A 22,925-nucleotide genomic window follows, 5' to 3' on the forward strand; every position below is an offset into this window, starting at 1 on the left:
GCCGCATGATCCGATTCGCGGGAAACTGCGTAGAGGGGAAGTCGCGTCGACTCTGCGCTGTCGATGCGGGGCTGATCCGCTCTGCGACGCTGTGAAGGGCCGGTACTCCGCATGAGCAATTTCATGGACATGGAAATCTTCGCCCGTGTGGTGACAGCGGGCAGCATGTCCGCGGCCGGGCGGGAGATGGGACTGTCTCCCGCCGTGGTCTCCAAGCGGCTCCGGCGGCTTGAGGACCGGCTCGGGACGCGGCTGATGCAGCGCACCACCCGCCAGATTTCTCTGACCGAGGCCGGCCAGGGCTTCTACGAGCGGGTCGTCGCCATCCTGGCCTCCATCGAGGAGGCCGAGGCCTTCGTGTCCCGGCGCTCGGCTCTGGCGCGCGGAACCCTCAAGGTGTCGGCGCCGACTTCCTTCGGCCGGCTGCACATCGCGCCCCACCTCGGGCCTTTCCTGCAGCAGAACCCGGACCTGACCGTCCACCTCGAGCTGTCCGACGAGTTCGTCGACATCGTCGGCGAAGGCTTCGACCTCGCCGTGCGCATCGCCGAACTCTCCGACTCGAGCCTGGTGGCGCGCCGGCTGGCACCGATCCACCGCGTCCTCTGCGCCGCCCCGTCCTATCTCGAAAAGAACGGCATCCCGCGCTCCATCGCCGACCTGGCGAGCCACGCCTGCCTGACCGCGACCCCGCAGGACCATTGGCGCCTGGAAGGCCCGGAGGGGCTCGTGTCCGTCAAGCCGGCCGGGCCGATCCTCACCAACTCGAGCGAGGTTGTGCGCGAATCCGTGCTGGCCGGCCTGGGCATCGCCCTCCGCTCGACATGGGACGTCGGGCCCGAGCTGTCCGCCGGACGCCTGCGGCTCGTGCTGCCGCAGTACCGCGCCTCGCGCCATGTCGGCGTCTACGCCGTCTATGCCAGCCGCCGCTTCCTGCCCGCCAAGGTCCGCGTCTTCATCGACTACCTCGCCCAGCTGTACGGACCCGCGCCCTATTGGGACAAGGGTCTCGGCCAACTCCTGCCGGTGGGAACCGCCAGCGGTGACGGCGTGTTTTCTGCCGCGGAGTGAGAACAAGTCCTTTCGTGGCGCGTGCTGCGAAATGTCGCCCCGACGGTCTGCGTCGAAATTCGTTCTATCGGGGAGCGCGGCTCTCCGCTAAAGGGTTCGCCGTCGGGAATGCCTTAGCCTCAGTTGTGATCCATCGGGAGTGACGCAATGAAGAAGATCCTGGCCCTCTCCGCCGTCGCGTTCCTTGCCACCGTCGGTGCGGCCGCCGCGGACGACCCCGCCAATGGCGAGAAGGTTTTCAACAAGTGCAAGGCCTGCCACGCGATCGGTGAAGGCGCCACCAACAAGGTCGGCCCGGTGCTGAACGGCGTGATCGGCCGCAAGGCCGGCACCTTCGAGGGCTACAGCTATTCCCCCGCCCTGAAGAAGGCCGGCGAGGAAGGCCTGGTTCTCACCGAGGAGAACATCGCCAAGTGGGTGTCGAACCCCAAGGCCTTCGTGCCGGGCAACAAGATGTCCTTCGTCGGCCTCCAGAAGGAGGACGAGGTGAAGGACGTCATCGCCTATCTCGCGAGCTTCGACGCCACCGGCAAGAAGAAGTGATCGTCGCCTGACGGCGCACGTCGAGGCCGGGTCCCTGCGACCCGGCCTTTTTCGTTGTCCGAGGCGAAGTCAGCGCGGCCGCGGCTCGTCGTCCGCGTGCCCGGTTCGGATCCGGCGGACCAGCAGGTAGACCGCCAGGATCACCACCGGCACCGACAGGCCCGTGGCGAGCCCGGGATCGACCGGCAGCAGGCCCGCGTCCTTCGCCGCCTTGGCCAGGTAGCCGATCAGCCCGACCACGTAATAGCTGACCGCCGCGACCGACAGGCCCTCCACGGTCTGCTGCAGCCGGAGTTGCTGGCGCGCCCGCCGATCCATGGAATCGAGCAGGTCGCGGTTCTGCTGCTCCAGCTCGATGTCGACCCGCGTGCGCAGGAGCTGGGCGGCGCGCGAAAGCTTCTCGGAGAGGTCCTCCTGCCGCTCCACCGTCGCCCGCACGGTGCGCATCGCCGGCCCCGTGCGCCGCGCCAGGAAGCTCGTCCAGGTGCCGTAGCCCGGCACGTGATGCTCATGGATGGCCGCCAGCCGGTCCTTGACGATGTCGTCGTAGGCCTTGCTGGCCCCGAACCGGTAAGAGCTCTCCGCCGCTCCCGCCTCCAGGTCGGCGGTCAGTCGCGACAGGTCCTCCAGGAGCTTGCGGTTGGCCTGCAGGCCCTCCGACGTGCGGATCCGGCTCGCGATCTCGGCGAGCTCCCGCTCGATCCGGCGGATGTCGGGGCCGATCCGCTGCGCCTCGGGCAGGCCGAGCAGCGACAGGGTCCGGTAGGTCTCGATCTCCAGCAGCCGCTGCACGAGCCCGCCCGCCTGCTGCGGGTTGAGCCCGCGGTCGAGGACCAGGATGCGGGTGCGCCCGTCGCCGTCCTGCCGGAAGTCCGTCAGCGCCACGCCGGCGCCCCCGTAGGCATCCGAGACGCACAGGCTCGCCGGGTCGAAGAGGGCCGCCAGGGCCGCGAAGTCGCCCGGATCGCGCACCAGGTCGAGCCGGACCGCGACCAGCATCGGCCCGGGCGGCGTGAAGCCGGTTCCGAACGGATGCGCCCCCGGGTGGTCCAGGAAGGGCGGGGCCCCGTCGGGCAGCGGCCCGTCCCAGGTGTAGGTCGTAAACTCGGCGTGACGCTCCCACTTGAGCGATCCCGACCCGAAGGCGATCACGTGGTGGCGCGCCTCGGGCCCGGGCCCCGGCTGCCCCTGCGACCGGCACAGGGTCTCGAAGAAGACCCGGTCGGGCTTCGACGCGCCGCGGACGACCTCGAAGGCGTAGTGGAGGAAATAGCGGGGCGACTGCACGAGCCGGAACGGGCGGGCATGGATCTCGCCCAGGATCTCGGCCCGGAGCGGGTGCGGCGCGAAGCCCCGTGCCTCCGCGCCGGCCGCTTCGCCTGTCTCCCCCGTCATGCCGGCCTCCCCGAACCCTTGGCTCCTCCTCTTTACGGTGCGGGACGACGCCGGACCAGCCCGTCCGGTGGCCTTCGTTGTCGCGGTCGTGGCTGGATAAGAAAATTGACCACCCGTGGGGCCGTGCTATGGTGCCGCCGCCGGCCGCCTCGCGGCCGCAGGATCGGGCGAGCATGGTCTTCGGCAGGATCAGTCACAACCGCACCGCCGACGCGGTGGTCGAGCAGATCGAGCTCCTGATCCTGCAGGGAATCCTGCGCCCCGGCGACCGGCTGCCCGGCGAGCGCGACCTCGCCGCCCAGGTCGACGTCTCCCGCCCCATCCTGCGCGAGGCCCTGAAGACACTCGAGGAGCGCGGCCTGACGGCCTCCCGGCAGGGGGAGGGCACCTTCGTGGCGGACGTGATCGGCACCGTCTTCTCCGCCCCCGTGGTCGGCCTCATCCGCCGCTACCCCAAGGCCGTCGAGGACTATTTCGAGTTTCGCCGCGGCGTCGAGGCCTGGTCTTCCGAACTCGCCGCCGAGCGGGCGACCGACGCCGACCGTGAGATCCTGTCCCGCATCGTCGCCGCCATGGAGGAGGCCCATCGCGGCCCGGACACGGAGGCGGAAGCCGCGCTCGACCTCGAGTTCCACACCGCGATCGGCGAGGCAGCGCACAATCTGGTGCTGCTGCACACGCTCCGCTCCTGCTATCGCCTGCTCGCCGACGGCGTCTTCTACAGCCGGTCCCGCCTCTACGGCCGCCCCGAGGCGCGCGACGCCATCATGGCCCAGCACCGGGCGATCCACGCGGCGATCATGGCGGGCGACCCCCGACGGGCGCGCGCCGCTGCGGAGGCCCACATCGACTACGTGGCCGCCGCCACCCGCGCCGCCGACACCCGCGAGGACCGCGCCCACGCCGCCTCCCTGCGCCTCGAACTCCTCACCAGCCGTCGCCAGCGACGCCCCGCCCTGACCCGCCTCGCCGCCTCCGGCGAATGACGTTCCTTACCAGAAGCCTGGATCCCCTCCGATGACCGCCAGCCCACGCCGACCCCGGGTCGCCCTCTTCGTCACCTGTCTGGTCGACCTCTTCCGTCCCTCCGTCGGCTTCGCGGCCGTCAAGCTCCTGGAGGACGCCGGCTGCACCGTCGAGGTCCCGGCCGCGCAGACCTGCTGCGGCCAGCCCGCCTTCAACTCCGGCGACCGCGCCGACGCCCGTGCGATCGCCGAGAGCGTCATCCGGGTCTTCGAGCCCTACGACTACGTGGTCGCGCCCTCCGGCTCCTGCGGCGGCATGATCAAGCTGCACTATCCGGAGATCTTCGCCGACGTGCCGGCCTGGAAGCCGCGCGCCGACGCTCTTGCCGCCAAGACCTTCGAGCTCGTCTCCTTCCTGGCGGACGTGCTCGGGGTCACCGCGACCGGCGCCCGCTTCAACGGCACCGTGACCTACCACGACAGCTGCTCGGGCCTGCGCGAGCTCGGCATCAAGGACCAGCCCCGCCGGCTCCTCGGCGCCGTCGACGGCCTGGAACTGCGCGAGATGCAGGACCCGGACGTCTGCTGCGGCTTCGGCGGCACCTTCTGCGTCAAGTATCCGGACATCTCCAACCACATCGTCGAGAAGAAGATCGCCAACGTCGCCGCCACGGGCGCCGGGATCCTGGCCGCCGGCGACCTCGGCTGCCTGATGAACATGGCCGGCAAGCTGAAGCGCCAGGGCAGCGGCATCGAGGTCCGCCACGTCGCCGAGATCCTCGTCGGCGCGACCGGGCCGGCGATCGGGGAAAAATCAGAACGGGCTTGATGCACGCATTTCAACCATAAATAATGAATTGTCATGGCCACGAACGCTGATTCTGGGGGCGCCATATGGAAGCTTATGCTATCTGGAACAATAAGGGCGGCACAGGAAAGAGTACGATTACATTTCACGTTGCTTCACGATTTGCAGAGAAAAATCCTGGCTCGAAAGTACTTGTAATCGATCTCTGCCCACAAGCAAATTCTTCAATGCTTCTCCTGGGCGGTGGCGCTGAGGGGGAGATGAAATTATTGGAACTATGTTCGTCTGCAAATCCTCGAAGCGTAGTAGGATACATAAGCGATGCACTGCTTAATCGCGTGACACCAGATTTGACAAAGTATATCGTACAGATATCAACTCACAATGATCAAATGCCAGATAACTTGTACCTAATGGCAGGTGATGGCAATCTCGAACTGATGGCTCCAGCGATAATTGACGAGGCTGCCAGGACGCCTCTCCCTGGATTAGATGACCCATGGAAGGCAGTGCATAAAATATTTACGAATCTCATGTCGAGTTTAGAGAGTGGTCCGGACTCTTGGACAGTGTTCTTGGACACTAATCCCTCATTCTCAATTTATACAGAGCTTGCGATCTGCGGAGCTTCTCGGCTTTTAGTTCCTATGAATGCGGATGACTCGTCCAGAGTTGCTGTCAAGGCACTATTTGCTCTGTTGCATGGAACAAATCCCCCGCACCCTTTCTTTGGCAACTATACCTTCGCAGCAAAAGCGAAACTGCGGGGATTGAATGTTCCGAAGGTGCATCTCGCAATTGGAAATCGATTCACTCAATATAAAGGAGCTGCTGCGGCCTATAAGGCGTTCTCCGATGCTACGGCTGATCAGTTGTATAACGAGTTTCAGCTTAATCCCGACAGATTTACTGGAGATCTTCATGAAGACGCAGGAAAGCAGGAGTTCCTTGCCTCATACGTGGCAGAACTTCGCGACTTCAATACAGCCGGAGTGGTGGCAGCACACCACGGAACCCCGCTTTCCCGTATGAAGCAAGATTACTATTCAGTGCATGATGACCCTGATGTTAAAGTTAATGCTGCCCAAATCAGAGAGGGTTTGAAGGCCATAGACAAGATCGTCGCAAAAATTGATCCATGAAAGTTGATCCCATGAAACTCACCTCGCCCGCCTTCAAGGCCAACGCCGCCCACGCCCTCCACGACCCGAACCTGCAGAAGGCGCTCGGGCACGTGGAGAAGGGCTTCATCGACAAGCGCCGCATGGCCGCCGACGCCCTGCCGGAGTTCGAGGCCCTGCGCGACGGCGCGCGCGACATCAAGAACCACACCCTCGCCCATCTCGACCTCTACCTGGAAGCCTACGAGCGCAAAGTCGTGGCCCAGGGCGGCCACGTGCACTGGGCCGAGACGGCCGAGGAGGCGCGCGCCATCGTGCTCGACATCTGCCGGCGCCTCGGCGCCCGCACGGTGACCAAGGGCAAGACCATGATCTCCGAGGAGATCGGCCTGAACGAGTTCCTCGAGGGCGAGGGCATCCAGCCGGTCGAGACCGACCTCGGCGAATACATCATCCAGCTCCGCAACGAAGGCCCGAGCCACATCATCGCCCCCGCGGTCCACGTCACTAAGGACCAGGTCGAGGCCGACTTCCGGCGCGTCCACACCCACCTCGATCCCGCCCGCAACCTCGAGGAGGCCGTCACCCTCCTCGGCGAGGCCCGCACGGTGCTGCGCGAGAAGTTCCTCGCCGCCGACGTCGGCGTGACCGGGGCGAACTTCCTTGTCGCCGAGACCGGCACCTCGGTGATCGTCACCAACGAGGGCAACGGCGACCTGACCCAGACCCTGCCCAAGGCCCACATCGTGCTGGCCTCCATCGAGAAGATCACCCCGACCCTCGACGACGTCGCCCAGATCCTGCGCGTCCTCGCCCGTTCGGCGACCGGCCAGGACATGTCCTGCTACACCACCTTCTCGACCGGCCCCCGCCGCGCCGCGGACGTGGACGGCCCCGGCGAGTACCACGTCGTGATCCTGGACAACGGCCGCTCCGCCATGCTCGGCACCGACTTCCAGGACATGCTCCGCTGCATCCGCTGCGGCGCCTGCATGAACCATTGCCCGGTCTATCATTCGGTCGGCGGCCACGCCTACGGCTGGGTCTACCCGGGCCCGATGGGCTCCGTGCTGACCCCGAGCCTCGTCGGCGTCGACAAGGCCGGCCACCTGCCCAACGCTTCCACATTCTGCGGCCGCTGCGAGAGCGTCTGCCCGATGCGCATCCCGCTGCCGAAGATGATGCGGCATTGGCGCGAGCGCGAGTTCGAGCGCCACCTCAATCCCGCGGCGGCCCGCTGGGGGCTCGGCGTCTGGGCCTTCCTGGCCCGCCGCCCGGCGCTCTACCGTGTCGCGACCGGCATCGCCGCCAAGGTCCTGAAGGCCTTCGGCCGCGGGGAGGGCCGCATCGCGAGCCTGCCGCTCGCCGGCGGCTGGACCCGCCACCGCGACTTCCCCGCCCCCGAGGGCAAGACCTTCCATGAACTCTGGAAGGAGCGGCAGGCCGCCTGACCGCCCGCCCGTCTTCGCCCCCCTGAAGCCTAAGAGCCCGAGGCCCATGAGCCGAGACGTCATCCTCTCAAAGATCCGCCGCTCGCTCGGGGCCGGCCCCGCCGACGTGGAGCGCCGCGCCGCCGTCTCCGACCGGCTGACCCGGTCGCCACGCGGCATCATCCCGAAGCGCGGCCAGCTGCCCCCGGCCGAGCAGGTCCGCCTCTTCGCCGCTATGGCCGAGAAGGTGAGCACCACCGTCGCCCACGTGGCGAGCCCGGACGAGATCCCGGCTGCGGTGGCCGACTACCTGCGCAGCCGCAACCTGCCCGCCGCGATCCGGCGCGGCGACGACCCGCGCCTGGCCGGCCTGCCCTGGGAGAGCCAGCCGCAGCTCGCCGTCGCCACGGGCCCCTCGGACGGGCGCGACCTGGCGGGTCTCAGCCACGCCTTCGCGGCCGTGGCCGAGACCGGCACCCTGGTGCTGACCTCCGGCCCCGAGAACCCCACGACCCTGAACTTCCTGCCGGAGTATCACCTGGTGGTCCTTCGCGCCGAGGACGTCGAGGGCGACGTCGAGACGGTCTGGGAGCGCATCCGCGCCCGCTACGGCAAGGGCGCCCTGCCGCGCACCGTCAACATGATCACCGGCCCGTCCCGCTCCGGCGACATCGAGCAGACGATCCTGCTCGGCGCCCACGGCCCGCGCAGCCTGCACGTGATCGTGGTCGGCGCCGCGCACTGACCCTCGGGGCTGCGCCTCGCTCGGATTTGAGCGAACCGCCACGTCTGCGCCATAGGATTCGGTTAACGGATCGTGTCGCGTACGCGTTATTCGTCTTGCCAGGACGGCGGGAGATCGGCGAGGCTGTTCGGGCATGTGGGCGTGGTTGCGGCGGTTGGTCGGGGGTGAAGCCGGGGTGGTCGATCCACCCGTGGCCGTGCGTCCGCCCTTGCCGCCGACGACGACGCCCTATCTTGGCGAAGGGACGTCCGCGTCGCGGTCCGCTCAACCGTCCGGTCCGGACGCGGCGGGAGGCATGGCGGCGGCCGCGGGAGGGGCCTTCGTGATCGGCGTCGACCTCGCCTCGCGGGCGGGCCACGACGGCGCCGGGGCGGCCCTGGATGTGCGCGTATCGAGTGGAGAGCGTATCGAGCCCGGACCCGCGGCGGACCGGGAGGACACGGGGGACGTGACGAAGGCGCCCGAACCGGCGGAGACCGGTCGGGCCGCAGGCGACGAAACGGGAGGCACCGCTCATGACACGATCCACGAAGGACCGACGAGCGCCGATGACGGCGGCAGCCACGGAGATGCGGACTGAGGGCTCCGAAGCGGAGGCATTCCGAGGGCCCCGCGAACCGCTGCAGAACCGGGTGGATCCGTTCGGCACGATCTTTAGCGGCGCCGCCCGCGGGCTCTTCATGGGCAACCGCGGCGGCCGCATGCACGACCCGGACACGCGCACCCTGAAGGAGCGCCGCCGCTGGGTCTCCAAGGCCTGGATTTGTTGCGAAACCAGGTTCCGCGACCGCGCGCGCGAGGTCTGGGGAGAGAGCTACACGGAGCTATTCTTCCTCGACGAGGTGACCGCGCTGGCCGCCGGACATCGGCCCTGCTTCGAATGCCGGCGCCGCGCCGCCGCCGACTTCGCCCATTGCTTCGCAATCGGCAACGGCCACGCCGAGACGCCGCCCCTCGCCCATATCGACAAGGTCCTGCACGCTGAGCGGATCGACCCGGAGTCCCCCGCACGGCGGGAGAAGAAGCTCTACGTCGCCTTCATCGACACCCTGCCGGACGGCGCGGTGATCGCCTATGACGGGGCGGTCCGCCAGGCCTACGCCATTCGGGGCGGCTACGTTCTGCCCTGGTCGGCCGAAGGCTGGGGCCGGCCAATTCCCCGCCCTCGCCGGCAGCTCGTCACCCTCGTGACGCCGCCCTCGACCGTCATGGCGCTCAAGGCGGGCTACCGCCCGGTCTGGCATCCGAGCGCCTGCACGGAAAGCTTCGAGCGCGGCTACGGCGGCTCCGCGGCCGCATGACGCCCGTTCGGGTCATGGCGGCCGGACCCGGTCCGGGATAGGAGAGGGGCGTCCCCCGGTGCGCCGTGCCGGAGGCGCCAGCCCCGACCTCCCGCCCGAGCGCATTCCACGATGGCCCACGATGCCCGCAATCCGGACTGGATCCGGACGACCCTCGACACGTTCAATGCAGCCCCCTTCATTCGCGACCTCGGCTGCCGGCTGGTCGACATCGAGCCCGGGCGCATCGTCACCGAACTCGAGCTCGCCGAGCGCCACCTGCAGCAGGACGGCTACGTCCATGCGGGCGTGCAGGCGACCCTCGCGGACCACACCGCCGGCACCGCCGCCGCCACCCTGATGGCGCCCGGCCAGATCGTCCTGACGATCGAGTTCAAGCTGAGCCTGCTCGCCCCGGCTCGCGGCGAGCGGCTCGTCTGCCGCGCCGACGTGCTGAAGCCCGGCCGCCAGGTGAGCTTCACGGAGGCCAGGGTCTTCGCCGTCGCCGACGGCGCCGAGCGCCTGGTCAGCCATTTCACCGGCTCGATGGCGCTCGTCTCGCGCTGAGCGGGGCGGGTAGGGCGGCCGGGACTGCGGGGCTGCCCGCCAGGAACGCCTCGAAGCGCTCGAGGCCTTGCGGGGTGAAGCGGATCGCGCGGCTCGCTGGATCGCGGGATGCCCAGCCCCGGGACAGGATGGCCTGCAGCAGGTCGGCCCCCAGGACGCCCGCGAGGTGCGGGCGACGCATGCTCCAGTCCAGGCAGCTTCGGCAGAGCGGGCGCCCTTTCGGGGATGCCGCCGCCACGTCCAGGCCCTCGGCCCGAAAAGCCCGCCTGCCGTCCTCCGTCAAGTGCAACCCCTCCGGGCCGGCGCCGAGCAGGCCGCGCTCGACGAATGCGTCATGCATGCGCACGCCGAGTTCGCCGGCGAGGTGATCGTAGCAGACACGCGCCATTCGCATCGCCGCGTCGCGCGGTCCCGGCCGGGTCCGCAGGCGGCCGAGTCGCGCGGACAGGCCCATCAGGCCCTCGATGGCTCCTGCCACGTCCTGGCCGGCCAGCCGGTAGTATCGATGGCGGCCCTGCACCGCCATGACGATCAGGCCGGCGTCCCGGAGCTTCGACAGATGCGCAGTCGCGGTCTGGGGCGACACGCCCGCTTCCCGCGCCAGCTCGCCCGCGGTCAGGGCAAGGCCCGACATGAGCGCTTCGAGAATGGTGGCGCGGGCGGGATCGCCGATCAGGGCGGCAAGTCCGGCGATGTCGGGTCCGTTTCTCATGCCGCCATCGTAGCAGGCCCTCCGCCGCGATGGTTCGTCCGCGGTCGAAACAAGAGGCGGCGCGCCGCGCCTACCTTGGCCTCAGACCCGGCTCGGCCACCTGTGCGGTGCGCCACCGTTCCAGGGAGACCACGATGCCCGACCTTTCCACTTTTGAGATCACCCCCGGCTGCGTCCCCTCACTCCGCCGCCAGCACCGCCCCGTTCGTGAGGTTGTCCAGGGACTGGACGATGTGGCCCGCGAGCGCGTCGATGACCGGGGAGGCCTGGTGCCAGGAGCGCAGGAGGCCGATCTCGCAGACCGGCAGGCGCGGGAAGCCGTCCGCCTCGGTGAGCACCCGCATGCCGGGCCGGATGGCCGATTCCGGCAGGACCGAGACGGCGAGCCCGGCCAGCACCGCGGCCCCGACGGCCGTGGAGTTCCAGCTCGCGTAGAGCGTCCGATGCGGCCGCCGGACCTCGTCGAGCGCCTCGACGGCGGCCCGCCGCCAGTTGCAGGTCGGCCGGCCGAGGGCGAGGGGCAGCACGGGCTCCTCGTGGGCGGCGTGCCGCGCCGAGGTGACCCACAGCAGCGGCTCGCGGCGGATCACCTCCGCGGGCGCCTTCTCGCGCACGTAGGTGATGATGGCGACGTCGAGCTCGTTCTGCCGGACCAGTTCGACGAGCTGCGGGCTCGGCTCGCACACGACGGTGACCTCGACGCGCGGGTTGGAGCGGGCGAAGCGCGCGAGGATCTCGGGCAGGAACCGGTCGGCGTAGTCGTCCGGCGTGCCGAGCCGGATGCGGCCGGAGAGCTCGGCCTCGTCGAAGGCGGCGATCGTCTCGTCGTTGAGCTTGACCATGCGCCGCGCATAGGCGAGCAGCCGCTCGCCCTCCGGCGTGAGCTTCGAGGAGCGACCGTCCCGGGCGAACAGCGGCTTGCCGATGCGCTCCTCCAGGCGGCGGATCTGCATGGAGACGGCGGATTGGGTCTTGTGCACCACGTCGGCGGCCCGCGTGAAGCTGCCCGTCTCGCAGATCACCACGAAGGTCTTCAGCTGGTCGAGGTCGAGGAGTCCCGCCATGGCCGTCCCTCCGCGGAGGATCGATCAATCCCTGTGAAGTTCGAGATTAGAAACATTCGTTGGACTAATCAATCCCATCCGGGCATCAAAGACACGTTGCAATCAGAGCCACCTCCAACAGGCACCCCGTGCGGACAGAACCGCCCGGGGCTCTCGGTGTCTCACGCCTTTTCGATGGAGTGCATCATGCATACGACAGACCGGACGACCACCCCGCCCCACCTGCTCGGCGCCGCTGCCGTCGCGGCGGTCAAGGGCTTCGTCACGCTCGTCGGCAGCCTGTGGCGCGTTCGTCGAAACCGGCGCGAGGTGGCCGACCTCCTCGAGTTCGACGACCGGATGCTCGCCGACATCGGCCTGATGCGGGGCGACGTGACCTCCGCGCTCGCCTCGCCTCTCGACGTCGATCCGTCGACGCGGCTGCGCATCTTCGCCGTCGAGCGGCGCGCCGGCATGCGCGCCCAGGCCATGGAGCGCTACGACCTCCTGGCCGGCGCCGAGCGCGCCGTCCGCGGCCTGCCCCCGGCCTGACGCGCAGTCCCCGACCCGGGCGCCGCCTTCCTCCCCGGCGCCCGGCCCCCCGCGCGAGGCCCGTCCGCCCGGACGGGCCTCGCTGCGTCTTCCCGGCCCGGCTCGTCCCTCCGGCCCGGTTCCGCCTTCGCCCGCGCTGGAGTAGGCTCCAAGCCCGGAGCCCGACTATTTCGGAGAACACGCCATGACCGCCGCCATCGTGGGCTGGGCCCACACGCCCTTCGGCAAGCAGGACGCCGAGACCGTCGAGAGCCTGATCGGCCGCGTCGCCACCGAGGCCCTGGCGGACGCCGGCCTGGAGGCCGGCGAGGTCGACGAGATCGTCCTCGGCCACTTCAACGGCGGCTTCTCGGCGCAGGACTTCACCGCCTCGCTCGTCCTCCAGGCCGACCCGCATTTCCGCTTCAAGCCGGCGACCCGCGTCGAGAACGCCTGTGCGACCGGCTCGGCCGCCGTCCATCAGGGCATCAAGTCGATCCGCGCCGGCACCGCCCGCATCGTGCTGGTCGTCGGCGTCGAGCAGATGACGCGCACCCCCGGCCCCGAGATCGGCAACATCCTGCTCAAGGCCTCCTACCTGCCCGAGGACGGCGACACCAAGGGCGGCTTCGCCGGCGTCTTCGGCGGCATCGCGGCCGGCTATTTCCAGCGCCACGGCGACCAGTCCGACGCCCTCGCGATGATCGCCGCCAAGAACCACCGCAACGGCGTCGCCAACCCTTACGCCCAGATGCGCAAGGACCTGGGCTACGAATTCTGCCGCGCCGAGAGCGACAAGAACCCCTTCGTGGCCGGCCCGCTCAAGCGCACGGACTGCTCGCTCGTCTCCGACGGCGCCGCCGCCCTGGTGCTGACCGACATCCGGACCGCGCTGGGCATGCGCAAGGCGGTCGCGTTCCGGGGCGTCGCCCACGCGCAGGATTTCCTGCCCATGTCCAAGCGCGACATCCTGAAGTTCGAGGGCTGCTCCACGGCCTGGCATCGCGCCCTGCAGGACGCCGGCGTGAACCTGCTCGACCTCGACTTCGTCGAGACCCACGACTGCTTCACCATCGCCGAGCTGATCGAATACGAGGCCATGGGCCTCGCCCCGGAAGGGCAGGGCGCCCGCGCCATCCTGGAGGGCTGGACCAACAAGGAGGGCAAGCTGCCGGTCAATCCGTCCGGCGGCCTGAAGGCCAAGGGCCATCCGATCGGCGCGACCGGCGTCTCCATGCACGTGATGACCGCCATGCAGCTGACCGGCCAGGCTGGCGGCATGCAGATCCCCGGCGCCGAACTCGCCGGCATCTTCAACATGGGCGGTGCGGCGGTCGCGAACTACGTGTCGGTGCTGCAGAGCCTGAGGTGACGGCGTTGCGCCCGGCCCGGGCCGGGCGCCTCCCGCGTCAGTACGCGTACTCCGCGAAAACCCGCCGGATGTCGCCGCCCCACTCGGTCTCGTACTGGCGGAGCATCTTCTCGGCGAGCGTCTCGCCGGTCGCCACGATCTCTTCCAGGGGCGCGAGATAGACGGCCTCCGTCTCGGAGATTTCCGCCGGCGCGCAGGGGCCGAGGCGATTGCGGCGCACCAAGCCCTTGCGGGCCAGCGCGACGGCCTCGCGGGCGAGCGCGTGGACCGTCGTGCCCCGGAACGGCGTCTTCAGCGCCAGCCGCGGGACCGTGTCGCGCAGCGCCTGCCGTTCCTCGGCCGTCCAGTCCCTGACCATGGCCCAGGCCTCGTCGAGCACCCCCTCGTCGTAGAGAAGCCCGACCCAGAAGGCCGGCAGCGCCAGGAGCCGCCGCCACGGCCCGGAATCCGCCCCGCGCTGCTCCAGGTAGCGCTTCAGCCGCACCTCCGGGAAGATCGAGCCGAGGTGGTTGACCCAGTCGCCCATCTCCGGCTCGACGCCCGGCAGCTCGTGCCGCAGGGCGCCCGCCATGTATTGCCGGAAGGTGACCCGCGTCGCGTCGTGGTAGGTGTCCCCGCGCTTGATCAGATACATGGGGACGTCGAGTGCCCACTCCGCATAGGCCTCGAAGCCGAATCCCTCGTCGAACGCGATGGGCAGCATGCCGGTCCGGTGCGGATCGGTGTCGCGCCAGATTTCCGATCGGTAGGAGAGGAAGCCGTTGGGGCGGCCCTCCAGGAAGGGCGAGGCGGCGAAGAGTGCGGTCGCGATCGGCTGCAGCGCCAGGCTCACGCGCAGCTTCTTCGCCATGTCGGCTTCAGAGCCGTAGTCCAGGTTCACCTGCACGGTGGAGGTGCGGAACATCATGTCGAGGCCCTTGCCGCCGACCTTCGGCATGTAGGCCCGCATGATGGCGTAGCGCGACTTCGGCATCACCGGCGTCTCGGCCCGCGTCCAGACCGGGCTCGCCCCGACGCCCAGGAAACCGATCCCAAGCGGGTCGCCGATCTCGCGCACCTGCGCGAGATGCGAGAAGGTCTCCCGGCAGGTGTGGTGCAGCGTCTCCAGGGGCGCGCCGGACAGCTCGAACTGGCCGCCCGGCTCCAGGCTGATCGCCCCGCCGCCGACCGGGTCGACGAGCCCGATGATGGCGTCCCGGTCCATGATCGGTTCCCAGCCGAGGAGCCCCTCCATGCCTTCCAGCAGCTTGCGCACGCCCCGCGGCCCCTCGTAGGGCACGGGCGAGAGGTCGTCGGTGTGGAAGCCGAATTTTTCGTGCTCGGTCCCGATGCGCCACCGCTCTTTCGGCTTCGATCCCGCCTCGAACCAGGCGACCAGCTGGTCGCGGCTCTCGATCGGGACGGCATCGACGGTATCACGCGCCATGGGGTCGGCTCCGGCGGAACGGCATGGAAATGCGGGCCGGATCCGAAGGATCGGCCTTGGAAGCGCTGCACCATAGCGGCGCCCCCGTGGCGCGACAAACGCGAATTCGTGACGGCTCCGTTTCACGGCGCTTCACGATCGCATGACGGATCGGCCCATTGCCGCGGCGGCTGGCCGCCCGACGGGAAAACGCCCTTTTCCCAGGTCATGTCCTCGGGTACCTCTTGGCCCATGCGGTCGGGACCGGCGCTTCGCGGCAGGCGGGCGGCGCCCGGCGCGAGGAGCGGTAGCCGGAATGGCGATTGTCGGAATCGATCTCGGAACGACCAACTCCCTCGTCGCCGTGTGGAGCGCTGACGGGCCGCGCCTCATCCCCAACGCCCATGGCGACGTCCTCACCCCCTCGGTCGTCAGCATCGCGGACGGCGAGGTCCTGGTCGGCCGTCCCGCCGCCGAGCGCCTGATCGCGCGCCCGACCTCGACCGTCGCGGCCTTCAAGCGCTGGATGGGCACCGACAAGCTCACCCGCCTCGACGGCCGCCCCTACCGCGCCGAGGAGCTCTCCGCGCTTGTCCTCGGGGCGCTGAGGCGCGACGCGGAGGCCGACCTCGGCGAGCCGATCACCGAGGCCATCATCTCCGTGCCGGCCTATTTCAACGACCTGCAGCGCAAGGCGACCCTGACGGCCGCCCGCCTGGCCGGCCTCCACGTCGAGCGCCTCGTCAACGAGCCGACCGCCGCCGCGCTCGCCTACGGGCTCGGCGAGGTCGAGGAGGCGCAGTTCCTGGTCTTCGATCTGGGCGGCGGCACCTTCGACGTCTCGATCCTCGACAAGTACGACGAGGTCATGGAGGTCCGCGCCACCGCCGGTGACAACTTCCTCGGCGGCGACGACTTCCGCGAGCACCTGATGATGGACCTCGCCGACCGGCACGAGATCGACCGCGGCAAGCTCGCCCCTGGGGAACTCTCCCGCTTCGTACGCTTCGCCGAGCAGTTGAAAGTGGAGCTGAGCGCCAAGACCTCGGTCTCCTACACGTTCGAACTCCCCGACCGCGTCGTCGAGGGCCGGCTCGAGCGCGCCGAGTACGAGGAGATCGTCAAGCCGCTGCTGCGCCGCCTGCGCAAGCCGCTCGAGCGCGCCATCTCGGACGCCCGCATCGCGCCGGGCGAGATCGCCCAGGTGGTCATGGTCGGCGGCGCGACCCGCACCCCGGCGATCCGCGCCATGGTCGGCCGCCTCTTCGGCCGCCTGCCGCTGACCCATCTCAACCCCGACCACCTGGTCGCCCTCGGCGCCGCCGTGCAGGCCGGCCTGAAGGCCCGCCACGCCGCCCTCGAGGACGTGGTGATGACCGACGTCTGCCCCTACACGCTGGGCATCTCGGCCGTCTCCGCCCATCACGACGGGCCCGGCGGGGAGCCCATCACGGTGCCCATCATCGAGCGCAACTCCGTGGTGCCGATCAGCCGCTCGTCGAGCTTCACCACGCTCCAGGACAACCAGGCCCAGATCAAGCTCGAGGTCTACCAGGGCGAGAACCTGAAGCCCGAGAACAACGTCAACCTGGGCGGTCTGACGGTCGACGTGCCGCGCGCCCGCTCCGGCGAGGAGAGCGTCGACGTCCGCTTCACCTACGACGTCAACGGCGCCCTCGAGGTCGAGGCGACCGTGCGCTCGACCGGCAAGGTCTGGCGGCGCGTCTTCCAGAACCGCACCGGCCTCTCCGACGAGGAGATCGACCGCCGCTTCGCCGAGCTCGCCGCCCTGAAGGTGCCGCCCCGGGACCAGGCGGAGAACCGCCTGCTGATCGAGCGTGCCGAGCGGATCTACGCCGAATCGATCGGCGAGCGACGCGAGCGGCTCGTGGCGGCGCTGCGCGACTTCGAGGTGGCCATCCAGGACCCGCTGAACGCGCATCCCGAGCGCGACCGCGAGACCTTCGCGGCCCTGCTCGACCGGTTCGAGACCGACGTCTTCCGCGACATCGACTGACGGACCGGCGGATGTGGTCGCACGACCTGCTCGGCATCCCCGAAAGCGCCGACGAGCGCACGGTGAAGCGCGCCTACGCGGCGAAGCTGAAGACGACCCGCCCCGAGGACGACCCGGACGCCTTCCAGCGCCTCGTCCAGGCCCGCGACCAGGCGATCTGGTGGGCGCGCAACCGATGGGTCCCGCCCGAGCACGACGACGACGAGGACGACGAGGACACCCTCGCGGCCGGCGAGGCGCGGGAGCCCGGGACGGCGCCGTTGCCCCGGTCCGATCCCCCGTCGTCGGAGGCGGGCGACGCGAACCCCGAGCCCGACTCGAGCGGCTCGGTGGTGGTCCGCCTCGATCCGGTCGAGCCGTCGCCGCTCCGCTCCGCCGAGCCCGTCCCGCCGAGCCCCGAGCCTGGCGCGGACGAGCAGCATCCCGACGGCGTGCCCTACGTGCCCCCGCCAACCCTCGACGCGCTGTTCCAGCAGATCGTGTCCCGCCGGGGCGGGGATCCGGAAGCCCCGGAGCCGCCCGCGTCCGACCTGGACAGGCCCGGCCGGGGAGGGGGCGCCGCGACCGGCGGTAATGAGGACGAGGCGGAGCCGTTCCTCTCCGATCCGACCGGTCCCCGCCCCGAGGACCTCTTCGCCGACCTGCGCGACCGCGTCGCCGGTCTGTGCCGGCCGGCTGGCCTTGCCGACATCGCCGGATGGGAGACGCTCCTGGAAGAGGCCGAGGCGCTCGACATCGGCCATCGCCTCGCCCTGGAGACGCGGATCGCGCTCGGCCTCGACCAGGCGCTCGCGGACGCCGAGCGGCTCGGACGGACGCTCGAGCCCGGAGGGCCGACCGCCTCGGTGCTCGCCGCGGTCGACGCCATCTTCGGCTGGTCGGAGGACGTCCGGCGCCTCGCGCGCATCCTCGGCCGCACGCCGGAGGCCCACCCGCTGGTCCTCGCCATGGAGGCCCGGGGCGGTCCGGCGATCGCCCCTCGCCAGACCGAGTCGGGCTTCCCGCTGATCGAGCCGTTCGATCTCGAGGCCTATTTCGGAACGACCGGCGCGAGCGTGGTGACGGCCTACGACCGCTGGCGCCTCAGCGAGCGATACCCTCTGGCCTGGAGCTGGAGCGCGCTCCTCTTCCCCTGCTGGTGGCTCGCCCGCCACGGCTACGGCTGGGCGGCCGCGGTGGCGGCGGCCGGCTTCGTGACCACCGTCGCCGTCGTCTTCGAGCCGATCGCCACGGCCTCGCAGGCCCGCGACTACGTGCTGTTCCTGCTCGGCCTCGTCGCCTTGCGCATCGGGCTCGCGACGCAGACGAACCGGCTGGAGATCCTGAGGCTGGCGCGCCTCGTCGCCAGGGCGGACCAGGAGGCCCCGGGCCGCAACGATCGGCGCCGCACCGTCCTGGCCGGCCGGAGGTTCGGCGGCCGCTTCCCGGCCTTCGTGGTGTCGGCGATCTTCTTCGTGATGGTCGATCTCTACGCCCTCACGGTGGTCGGCGGCGCGCTCGGCCTCGACGACGCGGTGGTCGCCGCGCAGGTCCCGCCCGCCCGCGCCGGCAGCCTCTTCGAACGCATTCGCGTCCAGGCCTTCCTGGAGCACCGCACCCGCACCCTGACCCGCATCGACACGATCCTCGATCGGACCCGTGGCCACCCCGTTCCGGCGACGGCGGTCCGGGCCGGGCTCATCCGGGACGAGGCCCGCCGGGCCCTCGGTGCCGCCACGGTCCAGACCTACTGGTCGCTGTGGCGCCCCTATGTCGACAAGGCCGAGAGCCTCGCCAAGGAGGCCACCGGCGAGACGGCCCCGCCGAAGCCCCGCGATTCGTGAGGGAGCCCGGTCGGCTCGTCACCCCGCCAGCGCGACGTCCAGCGCCGCCGCGGCGTGGATCGCCGTCGTGTCGAAGGCCGGGACGTCCAGGTCGGCCTGCTGGAGGATCATGCCGACCTCCGTGCAGCCGAAGATGACGCCGTCCGCGCCCGCACGCCGCAGCCGTCCGACCACCTCGAGATAGGCGGCCTTGGACTCCGGCTTCACGATCCCGCGGCAGAGCTCCTCGTAGATGACCCGGTGCACCAGGGCGCGGTCCGCCTCGTCCGGAACCACGCAGGCGATGCCGTGCCGGTCCGCCAGCCGTCCGCGGTAGAAGTCCTGCTCCATCGTGTAGCGGGTGGCGAGCAGCGCCGGCCGCCGGCACGGGGTCGCGAGGATCGCCGCCGCGGTGGCGTCCGCGATATGGACGAGCGGGATGCCGACGCCCGCCTCAACTTCAGGGGCGAGCTTGTGCATGGTGTTGGTGCAGATGACGAGCGCCGCCGCCCCGCCCGCCTCCAGCCGCCGGCCGGCCTCGACCATCATCCGTCCGAGCCCCGCCCAGTCGCCTGCCGCCTGGCGTTCGGCGATGCCGCGGAAGTCGAAGGACCACAGCAGGATCTCGGCCGACGCGAGCCCGCCGAGCCGGTCCCGCGCGCCTTCGTTGAGGAGCCGGTAGTAGATCGCCGTGCTCTCCCAGCTCATCCCGCCGATCAGTCCGAGCGTCTTCATCTCACCAGTCTCCGACCGTCGCCTGCACGACCGCGAGAGCGGCGACTGCCGCCGTGTCGGCCCGCAGCACCCGCGGCCCGAGCGGGATCGCGGTGACGAAGGGCTTCGACTTGAGGATCAGCCGCTCCTCCTCGGCGAACCCGCCCTCCGGCCCGACCAGCACGGCCGCCGGCCCCTTGGGCAGCGTGCCGAGCACCGCGAGCGGGTTGGTGGTCGTCTCGTTCTCGTCGCAGAAGAAGATCCGCCGGTTCGGCTCCGCCCCCGGCCACACGTCGAGAAGCGCCTTCAGCTCCACCGGCTCGAGGATCTTCGGGATCGCCAGGATGCCGCACTGCTCGGCGGCCTCCACGGCGTTCGATTCCATCCGCTCCAGGTTGACCCGCCCGACCTGGGTATGGCGGGTGATCACCGGCCGCAGCAGGCCGACGCCGAGCTCGACCGCCTTCTGCACCATGTAGTCGAGCCGGGCCATCTTGAGCGGCGCGAAGAGGTAGTGCAGGTCCGCCGAGGGTTCCTGCGCCCGCACCCTCTCGACGAACTCCAGCACGCAGGCCCGCCGTCCGGCATCGGCGATTCGCGCGAGCCATTCCCCGTCCTGCCCGTTGAAGACCAGGATCTCCGACCCGGTTTCCATCCGCAGCACGTTGAGGAGATAGTTCGCCTGCTCGCGCGTGACCTCGATCCGCCCCCCGGCGCGGAGCGGCAGGCGCAGGAACAGACGCTGCAGTCGCGAATCGAAGCGAGGCATCGGAGCACCAGGCCGTTTCGGGACGCCCGTTATAGCGGCAGGCGAGGGGCGAGGGGAACCGCCGCCGGGGTTGACCCCGTCCGCCCGGCGCGCCACGGTTCGGCCCCGGAGGTCCGCCCTTGTCCGAATCCGCGCTGCCCAACACGCCCGAATTCACCGTCTCGGAACTCAGCTACTCGATCCGCCGCACGATCGAGGACGGCTTCGGCTTCGTGCGCGTGCGCGGCGAGATCACCGGCTACCGCGGCCCGCATTCCTCCGGCCACGCCTATTTCCGCCTGAAGGACGAGGGTGCCGCCATCGAGGCGGTGATCTGGCGGCAGACCATGCAGAAGCTCCGCTTCAAGCCCGAGGAGGGGCTGGAGGTGGTGGCGACCGGCCGCGTCACGACCTTCCCGGGCGGCTCCAAGTACCAGATCGTCATCGACGCGCTCGAGCCCGCCGGCGTGGGCGCCCTGATGGCGCTCCTGGAGGAGCGCAAGAAGAAGCTCGGCGCCGAGGGCCTGTTCGACCCGGCCCGCAAGAAGAAGCTGCCCTACCTGCCGCGCGTCATCGGCGTCGTCACCTCGCCGACGGGCGCCGTCATCCGCGACATCCTGCACCGCCTCGCCGACCGCTTCCCGACCCGCGTCGTGGTCTGGCCCGTCCGCGTCCAGGGCGACACCTCGGCCCGCGAGGTCGCGGCTGCCATCCAGGGCTTCAACGCCATCCCGCCCGGCGGCCACAAGGGCATCCCGCGGCCCGACGTGCTGATCGTCGCGCGCGGCGGCGGCAGCCTGGAGGACCTCTGGAGCTTCAACGAGGAGATCGTCGTCCGCGCCGCCGCGGCGAGCCGCATCCCGCTCGTCGCCGCGGTCGGCCACGAGACCGACTGGACCCTGATCGACCTCGCCGCCGACCTGCGCGCGCCCACCCCGACCGGCGCCGCCGAGATGGTCGTGCCGGTCCGCTCCGAGCTTCTGGGCGCCGTCGACAAGCTCGCTCAGCGCCTGACCGGCACGGTGTTCCGCTGCATGGAGGCGCGCCGGACCGAGCTGCGCTCCGCCGCCCGCGCCCTCGGCACCCCCGAGAGCCTGCTCGCCCAGCGCCGCCAGCGCCTCGACATCGCCGCCGGCCGCCTGTCCCAGGCGCTCGTCCAGGCGACCCGCGCGCAGGCGACCCGCTTCGCCCGCGCCGCCGGCCGCCTGTCGCCCCAGGCCCTGACGCACGCGCTCCGGATCGGCCGCGAGCGGGTGAAGGGATCGGCCGAGCGGGGCGAGCGCGCCTTCGCGGTCGGCCTGGAGCGCCGGCGCGAGCGCGTCGAGCGGCTGGCGGGACGGCTCTCCCCGCAGTCGCTCCTCGGCCGCGTCGAACGCTGCGGCGAGCGGACCGGCGTCCTCGGCCGCCGCCTCGATGGGGCCTTCGCGCTGATCGTCGAACGCAAGCGCGCCCGCCTCGACGCCCTCGGGCGCCTGACCGAGACGCTATCCTACCGCAGCGTCCTCGAGCGCGGCTTCGCCCTCGTCCGCGATGCCCACGGCAAGCCCGTCCGCTCGGCTGAATTGGTTGAGGCGGGGGCGGCGCTCGCCATCGAGTTCTCCGACGGCATCGTCGAGGCTGTGGCCGGGCCGGGCCACGCACCGTCCCGTCCGGCTCTGGCGAGGCCCCGGAAGCGCGACGCGGAACCGGCCGGGCAGGGTAAGCTGTTCTGACGATAGGGCGCCGGGCGCGCGTTTGACGTTGCGCGACATCCGCACGACAATCGCGCCCGCGAGCTGGAGAGGCTGTTTCATGTTCGATTTCACCGAGATCCTGAGACAGGCCCAGGGCGGCGAGGCCTTCGCGAACCTGGGACGCCAGTACGGCCTCTCGCCGGACCAGACCCGCGCCGCCGTCGAGGCTATGATGCCGGCCTTCGCGGCCGCCATGCAGCGCCAGCTCACCGACCCCGCCGCCTTCCAGGCCTTCCTGGCCGCGATGGCCGGCCAGGCCGGCACGCCCCGCAACCCCTATCTGGACGCCATGGCGGCCTTCTCGCCCGAGTCCCAGAAGGCCGGCGCCGACGCGCTGACGGCGATCTTCGGCTCCAACGAGGTGACCCGGGCCGTCGCCGCGCAGGTCGCGGCCATGAGCGGCATCGGCCCAAACGTGCTCCAGTCGATGATGCCGGTCGTCGCCTCCATGCTGATGGGAGGCATGGGCAGCGCGCTGGAGACGAACCCGATCGCCAAGATGGTGTCCGGCTTCTTCGCCGCCGCCCGGCCCGCGAGCCCCCAGGAGGCCTTCGCGGGCATGATGGCCGAGGCCTGGCGCGAGGGCGCCGCCAAGGGCCCGGCCGCCTTCGCCGACCTCATGGGCCAGTTCGCGCGCCAGGTGCCGCGCCCCGCCGAGGGCACCGAGAGCGTCGAGGAGATGCTGAAGCGCACCCCGAACCCCGCCGCCGAGGGCTCGCCGATCGAGGAGGCCTTCGGTGCCTTCGTGCGCGGCTTCAACCGCGGCCGCCCCGAACCCGCCCCGGAGCCGGAGGCCGCCCCGGACGACTTCTCGGCCTTCGTCGGACAGCTCTTCAAGGCCGGCGAGGCCGTGCAGGCCACCCAGGCCCAGGCCTTCGAGCAGATCTTCGACCAGTTCTGGGGCAAGCCCGGCAAGCGCTGAC

At 70.4% G+C, this 22,925-nt stretch carries 22 protein-coding genes; 16 read left to right on the forward strand and 6 right to left on the reverse strand.

Annotation, left to right across the window (positions count from 1 at the left end):
* Positions 1-111: 111 nt before the first annotated feature.
* Positions 112-1,071 (forward strand): LysR family transcriptional regulator, encoded by a 960-nt coding sequence (locus WBG79_RS05305; RefSeq protein ID WP_337356063.1) that lies wholly within the window; start codon positions 112-114, stop codon positions 1,069-1,071.
* Between the two features lie 147 nt (positions 1,072-1,218).
* Positions 1,219-1,614 carry a c-type cytochrome gene (locus WBG79_RS05310; protein ID WP_337356064.1) on the forward strand — a complete coding sequence of 132 codons (396 nt, stop codon included), beginning with the start codon at positions 1,219-1,221 and terminating at the stop codon, positions 1,612-1,614.
* 69 nt (positions 1,615-1,683) lie between these two features.
* On the opposite strand, the gene WBG79_RS05315 is transcribed toward WBG79_RS05310, so the two are convergent.
* A complete protein-coding gene (locus WBG79_RS05315) occupies positions 1,684-3,009 on the reverse strand; it encodes a DUF3422 family protein (protein WP_337356065.1) in 1,326 nt (441 codons plus the stop codon).
* Positions 3,010-3,182: 173 nt separating this feature from the next.
* On the opposite strand from WBG79_RS05315, the gene WBG79_RS05320 reads away from it, so the two are divergent.
* From WBG79_RS05320 to WBG79_RS05355, 8 genes are all read left to right on the forward strand, one after another.
* Positions 3,183-3,995, forward strand: coding sequence for a FadR/GntR family transcriptional regulator (locus tag WBG79_RS05320; RefSeq protein WP_337356066.1), 813 nt, complete (start codon positions 3,183-3,185; stop codon positions 3,993-3,995).
* Positions 3,996-4,026: 31 nt separating this feature from the next.
* Positions 4,027-4,803, forward strand: a complete 777-nt coding sequence (locus tag WBG79_RS05325; RefSeq protein ID WP_337356067.1) for a (Fe-S)-binding protein — start codon at positions 4,027-4,029, stop codon at positions 4,801-4,803.
* 65 nt (positions 4,804-4,868) lie between these two features.
* Positions 4,869-5,924, forward strand: a complete 1,056-nt coding sequence (locus WBG79_RS05330) for a ParA family protein (protein WP_337356068.1) — start codon at positions 4,869-4,871, stop codon at positions 5,922-5,924.
* An 11-nt stretch (positions 5,925-5,935) separates the two neighbouring features.
* The gene (locus WBG79_RS05335; RefSeq protein WP_337356069.1) at positions 5,936-7,354 is read left to right on the forward strand and encodes a LutB/LldF family L-lactate oxidation iron-sulfur protein; all 1,419 of its coding nucleotides are present in this window, start codon (positions 5,936-5,938) and stop codon (positions 7,352-7,354) included.
* 46 nt (positions 7,355-7,400) lie between these two features.
* On the forward strand, positions 7,401-8,078 hold the full coding sequence (locus WBG79_RS05340) for a LutC/YkgG family protein (protein ID WP_337356070.1): 678 nt from the start codon (positions 7,401-7,403) through the stop codon (positions 8,076-8,078).
* A 322-nt stretch (positions 8,079-8,400) separates the two neighbouring features.
* Positions 8,401-8,658: a hypothetical protein gene (locus WBG79_RS05345; protein WP_337356071.1), complete on the forward strand. Its 258-nt coding sequence runs from the start codon at positions 8,401-8,403 to the stop codon at positions 8,656-8,658.
* A 52-nt stretch (positions 8,659-8,710) separates the two neighbouring features.
* A complete protein-coding gene (locus WBG79_RS05350) occupies positions 8,711-9,379 on the forward strand; it encodes a hypothetical protein (protein ID WP_337356072.1) in 669 nt (222 codons plus the stop codon).
* 111 nt (positions 9,380-9,490) lie between these two features.
* Entirely contained in the window at positions 9,491-9,925 is a 435-nt protein-coding gene (locus WBG79_RS05355; protein WP_337356073.1) for a PaaI family thioesterase, read from the forward strand.
* Here WBG79_RS05355 and WBG79_RS05360 read toward each other — a convergent pair.
* Both WBG79_RS05360 and WBG79_RS05365 read right to left on the reverse strand, forming a co-directional pair.
* Positions 9,894-10,637 (reverse strand): ArsR/SmtB family transcription factor, encoded by a 744-nt coding sequence (locus WBG79_RS05360; protein WP_337356074.1) that lies wholly within the window; start codon positions 10,635-10,637, stop codon positions 9,894-9,896. The two genes, WBG79_RS05355 and WBG79_RS05360, sit on opposite strands and share 32 nt — an antisense overlap.
* A gap of 179 nt (positions 10,638-10,816) precedes the next feature.
* On the reverse strand, positions 10,817-11,701 hold the full coding sequence (locus WBG79_RS05365; RefSeq protein ID WP_337356075.1) for a LysR substrate-binding domain-containing protein: 885 nt from the start codon (positions 11,699-11,701) through the stop codon (positions 10,817-10,819).
* A 186-nt stretch (positions 11,702-11,887) separates the two neighbouring features.
* On the opposite strand from WBG79_RS05365, the gene WBG79_RS05370 reads away from it, so the two are divergent.
* Both WBG79_RS05370 and WBG79_RS05375 read left to right on the forward strand, forming a co-directional pair.
* Positions 11,888-12,232: a DUF1127 domain-containing protein gene (locus WBG79_RS05370; RefSeq protein WP_337356076.1), complete on the forward strand. Its 345-nt coding sequence runs from the start codon at positions 11,888-11,890 to the stop codon at positions 12,230-12,232.
* A gap of 184 nt (positions 12,233-12,416) precedes the next feature.
* Complete coding sequence (locus tag WBG79_RS05375; protein ID WP_337356077.1) at positions 12,417-13,583, forward strand: acetyl-CoA acetyltransferase; 1,167 nt, start codon at positions 12,417-12,419, stop codon at positions 13,581-13,583.
* 37 nt (positions 13,584-13,620) lie between these two features.
* Here WBG79_RS05375 and WBG79_RS05380 read toward each other — a convergent pair whose 3' ends face one another.
* A complete protein-coding gene (locus tag WBG79_RS05380) occupies positions 13,621-15,009 on the reverse strand; it encodes a glutamate--cysteine ligase (protein WP_337356078.1) in 1,389 nt (462 codons plus the stop codon).
* 295 nt (positions 15,010-15,304) lie between these two features.
* Here WBG79_RS05380 and WBG79_RS05385 point away from each other — a divergent pair, with 295 nt between their 5' ends.
* The gene (locus tag WBG79_RS05385; protein ID WP_337356079.1) at positions 15,305-17,005 is read left to right on the forward strand and encodes an Hsp70 family protein; all 1,701 of its coding nucleotides are present in this window, start codon (positions 15,305-15,307) and stop codon (positions 17,003-17,005) included.
* Positions 17,006-17,016: 11 nt separating this feature from the next.
* Positions 17,017-18,828: a hypothetical protein gene (locus WBG79_RS05390; RefSeq protein ID WP_337356080.1), complete on the forward strand. Its 1,812-nt coding sequence runs from the start codon at positions 17,017-17,019 to the stop codon at positions 18,826-18,828.
* 18 nt (positions 18,829-18,846) lie between these two features.
* Here WBG79_RS05390 and WBG79_RS05395 read toward each other — a convergent pair whose 3' ends face one another.
* Both WBG79_RS05395 and WBG79_RS05400 read right to left on the reverse strand, forming a co-directional pair.
* A complete protein-coding gene (locus tag WBG79_RS05395; protein ID WP_337356081.1) occupies positions 18,847-19,542 on the reverse strand; it encodes an aspartate/glutamate racemase family protein in 696 nt (231 codons plus the stop codon).
* Between the two features lies 1 nt (position 19,543).
* Positions 19,544-20,290 carry a 16S rRNA (uracil(1498)-N(3))-methyltransferase gene (locus WBG79_RS05400; protein WP_337356082.1) on the reverse strand — a complete coding sequence of 249 codons (747 nt, stop codon included), beginning with the start codon at positions 20,288-20,290 and terminating at the stop codon, positions 19,544-19,546.
* Between the two features lie 119 nt (positions 20,291-20,409).
* On the opposite strand from WBG79_RS05400, the gene xseA reads away from it, so the two are divergent.
* Complete coding sequence (xseA, locus tag WBG79_RS05405; protein ID WP_337356083.1) at positions 20,410-21,981, forward strand: exodeoxyribonuclease VII large subunit; 1,572 nt, start codon at positions 20,410-20,412, stop codon at positions 21,979-21,981.
* 79 nt (positions 21,982-22,060) lie between these two features.
* Positions 22,061-22,924, forward strand: a complete 864-nt coding sequence (locus WBG79_RS05410; RefSeq protein ID WP_337356084.1) for a DUF937 domain-containing protein — start codon at positions 22,061-22,063, stop codon at positions 22,922-22,924.
* The last annotated feature ends 1 nt before the right edge of the window (position 22,925 follow it).

The organism is Prosthecomicrobium sp. N25 (assembly GCF_037203705.1).
Lineage (GTDB): Bacteria > Pseudomonadota > Alphaproteobacteria > Rhizobiales > Ancalomicrobiaceae > Prosthecodimorpha.

What these genes read in the sequence shown, in the direction of transcription:
- WBG79_RS05305 (WP_337356063.1), top strand. Translation starts at nt 112, where the DNA reads ATGAGCAATTTCATGGACATGGAAATCTTCGCCCGTGTGGTGACAGCG.
- WBG79_RS05310 (WP_337356064.1), top strand. Translation starts at nt 1,219, where the DNA reads ATGAAGAAGATCCTGGCCCTCTCCGCCGTCGCGTTCCTTGCCACCGTC.
- WBG79_RS05315 (WP_337356065.1), bottom strand. Translation starts at nt 3,009, where the DNA reads ATGACGGGGGAGACAGGCGAAGCGGCCGGCGCGGAGGCACGGGGCTTC.
- WBG79_RS05320 (WP_337356066.1), top strand. Translation starts at nt 3,183, where the DNA reads ATGGTCTTCGGCAGGATCAGTCACAACCGCACCGCCGACGCGGTGGTC.
- WBG79_RS05325 (WP_337356067.1), top strand. Translation starts at nt 4,027, where the DNA reads ATGACCGCCAGCCCACGCCGACCCCGGGTCGCCCTCTTCGTCACCTGT.
- WBG79_RS05330 (WP_337356068.1), top strand. Translation starts at nt 4,869, where the DNA reads ATGGAAGCTTATGCTATCTGGAACAATAAGGGCGGCACAGGAAAGAGT.
- WBG79_RS05335 (WP_337356069.1), top strand. Translation starts at nt 5,936, where the DNA reads ATGAAACTCACCTCGCCCGCCTTCAAGGCCAACGCCGCCCACGCCCTC.
- WBG79_RS05340 (WP_337356070.1), top strand. Translation starts at nt 7,401, where the DNA reads ATGAGCCGAGACGTCATCCTCTCAAAGATCCGCCGCTCGCTCGGGGCC.
- WBG79_RS05355 (WP_337356073.1), top strand. Translation starts at nt 9,491, where the DNA reads ATGGCCCACGATGCCCGCAATCCGGACTGGATCCGGACGACCCTCGAC.
- WBG79_RS05360 (WP_337356074.1), bottom strand. Translation starts at nt 10,637, where the DNA reads ATGAGAAACGGACCCGACATCGCCGGACTTGCCGCCCTGATCGGCGAT.
- WBG79_RS05365 (WP_337356075.1), bottom strand. Translation starts at nt 11,701, where the DNA reads ATGGCGGGACTCCTCGACCTCGACCAGCTGAAGACCTTCGTGGTGATC.
- WBG79_RS05370 (WP_337356076.1), top strand. Translation starts at nt 11,888, where the DNA reads ATGCATACGACAGACCGGACGACCACCCCGCCCCACCTGCTCGGCGCC.
- WBG79_RS05375 (WP_337356077.1), top strand. Translation starts at nt 12,417, where the DNA reads ATGACCGCCGCCATCGTGGGCTGGGCCCACACGCCCTTCGGCAAGCAG.
- WBG79_RS05380 (WP_337356078.1), bottom strand. Translation starts at nt 15,009, where the DNA reads ATGGCGCGTGATACCGTCGATGCCGTCCCGATCGAGAGCCGCGACCAG.
- WBG79_RS05385 (WP_337356079.1), top strand. Translation starts at nt 15,305, where the DNA reads ATGGCGATTGTCGGAATCGATCTCGGAACGACCAACTCCCTCGTCGCC.
- WBG79_RS05390 (WP_337356080.1), top strand. Translation starts at nt 17,017, where the DNA reads ATGTGGTCGCACGACCTGCTCGGCATCCCCGAAAGCGCCGACGAGCGC.
- WBG79_RS05395 (WP_337356081.1), bottom strand. Translation starts at nt 19,542, where the DNA reads ATGAAGACGCTCGGACTGATCGGCGGGATGAGCTGGGAGAGCACGGCG.
- WBG79_RS05400 (WP_337356082.1), bottom strand. Translation starts at nt 20,290, where the DNA reads ATGCCTCGCTTCGATTCGCGACTGCAGCGTCTGTTCCTGCGCCTGCCG.
- WBG79_RS05410 (WP_337356084.1), top strand. Translation starts at nt 22,061, where the DNA reads ATGTTCGATTTCACCGAGATCCTGAGACAGGCCCAGGGCGGCGAGGCC.